Here is a 2588-nt window from a genome sequence, read left to right on the forward strand (position 1 = left end):
GTTCGGCGTCTACAAGGCGGGCCGCCTGGCCGCCAACGGGCGCGTCGCCGCCGCCGGCGCGGGCTGGCACCCCCCGGGCGGCCACGCCCCCTCCGGAACCCCGGTCTCCTCCGGAAGCCCCGGGCCCTTCGCGAGCCCCGGCCCCTTCGGGGACCCCGGGCCCTTCGCGAACCCGGCGCCCTTCGGACCCTCGATGTCCTCCGACGCCCCGCTGCCCTCCGGAGCCCCGGTGCCGCCGCGCGGCCCGTGGGGATGGAGCGCGCGGCGACGGCTCGCCCTGACGGCCGCGGCCGCCGCCATCGCGCTCGGCGCGGGCGGCATCGGCGCCGCGGCGACGCTCGCGGTGGACGGCGACTCCGGCCGGCTCCCCGGCCCGTCCGCGGTCGCCGGGGTCTCCACGAAGGGGGACGCCACGACCGCGCAGGTCGCCAAGGCCGTCCAGCCGTCGGTGGTGTCGGTGCGGATCGTCGCCTCGTCCGGCGAGGGCACCGGCTCCGGCGTCATCCTGCGCGCGGACGGGACGATCCTGACCAACGCGCACGTGGTGTCCGGGGCGCGCCAGGTGACGGTGAAGTTCAGCGACTCCAGGACCGCTCCGGCGAAGGTCCTGGGCGTCGACTCGCAGCACGACATCGCGGTGATCCAGGCGCGGGGCGCGTCGGGGCTGCGCCCGGCCGTGCTCGGCGACAGCGCCAAGCTGGCCGTCGGCGATCCGGTGCTCGCCGTCGGCAGCCCGCTCGGCCTGGACGGCTCGGTGACCTCCGGCATCGTCTCGGCGCTCGGCCGCAGCATCCAGGAGGGCGACGGCGGCGGCGAGCAGGACCCGCAGCCGTTCATGCAGGGCCGGGACACCGCGCAGGAGCGGACCACCGTCATCCGGAACGCGATCCAGACCGACGCGGCGATCAACCCGGGCAACTCCGGCGGCGCGCTGGTCAACGGCGCGGGCCAGGTCATCGGCGTCAACACCGCCATCGCCACCTCCGGCGACGGCTCGGGCAGCATCGGGGTCGGGTTCGCCATCCCGATCAACGACGCGCGCAGGACGGTGAACCGGATGCTGGCGGGCGGCTCGGTCTGAGCCGCACCAGGACTCACCACGGGACGGCGCCCGGACAACGGGCTCTGGGGGGAGCGGGCGGACGTGCGCCGTTCCGGGGTGGCGACGGGTCGCCGGAGACCGCGGTCTCCGGTGGTCCGGCGAGCGGGAGCACGGCCGCGCGGACTTGAGGGAGTCCGCGCGGCCGTGTCCGGCCGCCACGCCCCTTCCGGCGCGGGCCGGGAAAAAATGGGGAGGACATGATCACGCCAGGGCGGGGATAATCACCGCATGCCCGGCATCATTCCCGTCCGCGACTCGGTCTTCATTCCGGAGACCGAGCTGACCTGGCGCTTCTCCCGATCGTCCGGGCCCGGCGGACAGCACGTGAACACCAGCTCGACCGCCGCCGAACTCAGCTTCGACGTCGCGAACTCGCCGTCCCTGCCCGAACCGCTGCGCGCCCGCGCGCTGGAGCGGCTCTCCGGACGGCTGGTCGGCGGCGTGTTGTCGATCCGCGCCGAGGAGCAGCGCTCGCAGCTGCGCAACCGGGAGGCCGCCAAGGCGCGGCTCGCGGCCGTCCTCTCGGACGCGATCGCGCCGCCGCCGAAGAAGCGGATCCCGAAAAAGATGCCGCGCGGCATCAACGAACGGCGGCTGGAGAACAAGCGCCGCCGCTCGGACGTCAAACGCGGCCGCTCCAACCGCTGGTCCTGACCCGGCGTCCCGGGAAGGCCGCGGGCGTTCCCGCGTTTTCTCCACGTGAGTGCGCCTCACCGCGTTCTTGACCGCGGCCGATTTCCGCGTCGGCGCGACGCGGGGAGAACGCTTCCGCGCCCTTTTTAATGATCTTGTAAAGGGGGGCCGTCAGCGGAGTTCCCGGACGGCGCGGAGCGCGGCCTTGCGGGCCGTCCCCTGGAGCGTGTCGATGTAGACCCTGCCGTCCAGGTGGTCGGTCTCGTGCTGCAGGCAGCGGGCGAAGTAGCCCGTCCCCTCCACCCGGACGGGCCGGCCGTCCCTGTCCTGGCCCTCGACGACCGCGCGGGCGTGGCGCGGGGTGGGGAAGCGGTGGCCGGGGAAGGAGAGGCAGCCCTCGTCCTCGGTCAGCGGCTCGCCGTCCGCCTCGACCAGCCGCGGGTTGACGACGTGGCCGGTGTGGCGGCGGCCCCGGTCGTCGGCGCAGTCGTAGACGAACACGCGTAGCGGGACGCCGATCTGGTTCGCGGCCAGGCCCGCGCCGTGCTGCGCGGCGAGCGTCGCGAACATGTCGTCGATGAGGCGGTGGAGGGAGTCGTCGAAGGCCCGGACGGGGTCGCAGCCGGTGCGCAGCACCGGGTCCCCGAGCAGGCGGACGGGTCGTACGGCGGCCATGACCCACGATCGTACAAAGCGTCCGCGCCCCGGCCGCGCGGCGGTCGCCCGGGTGAAGGCGGCGGACACAGGTGCGCCGCCGTCCCCGGGGCGGGGACGGCGGCGCGCGGGGCCTGCCGGGCGTGCGCGCGGCGGTCAGTCCAGGGTGTCGGCGCTCGGCTCGGGGTCGCGGACCGGG

3 protein-coding genes are annotated in these 2588 nt (G+C 75.3%); 2 read left to right on the forward strand and 1 reads right to left on the reverse strand.

Annotation, left to right across the window (positions count from 1 at the left end):
• Window positions 1-1081 (forward strand): S1C family serine protease (locus tag AB0J52_RS35645; RefSeq protein WP_500187329.1); only part of this gene is annotated, 1081 nt, incomplete at its 5' end.
• 249 nt (window positions 1082-1330) lie between these two features.
• Window positions 1331-1756 (forward strand): alternative ribosome rescue aminoacyl-tRNA hydrolase ArfB, encoded by a 426-nt coding sequence (gene arfB / locus AB0J52_RS35650; protein ID WP_500187330.1) that lies wholly within the window; start codon window positions 1331-1333, stop codon window positions 1754-1756.
• 150 nt (window positions 1757-1906) lie between these two features.
• On the opposite strand, the gene def is transcribed toward arfB, so the two are convergent.
• Window positions 1907-2410 (reverse strand): peptide deformylase, encoded by a 504-nt coding sequence (gene def, locus AB0J52_RS35655; RefSeq protein WP_500187331.1) that lies wholly within the window; start codon window positions 2408-2410, stop codon window positions 1907-1909.
• Window positions 2411-2588: the final 178 nt, after the last annotated feature.

The sequence above is a fragment of the Spirillospora sp. NPDC049652 genome (genome assembly GCF_040675125.1).
Classification (GTDB): Bacteria; Actinomycetota; Actinomycetes; order Streptosporangiales; family Streptosporangiaceae; genus Spirillospora.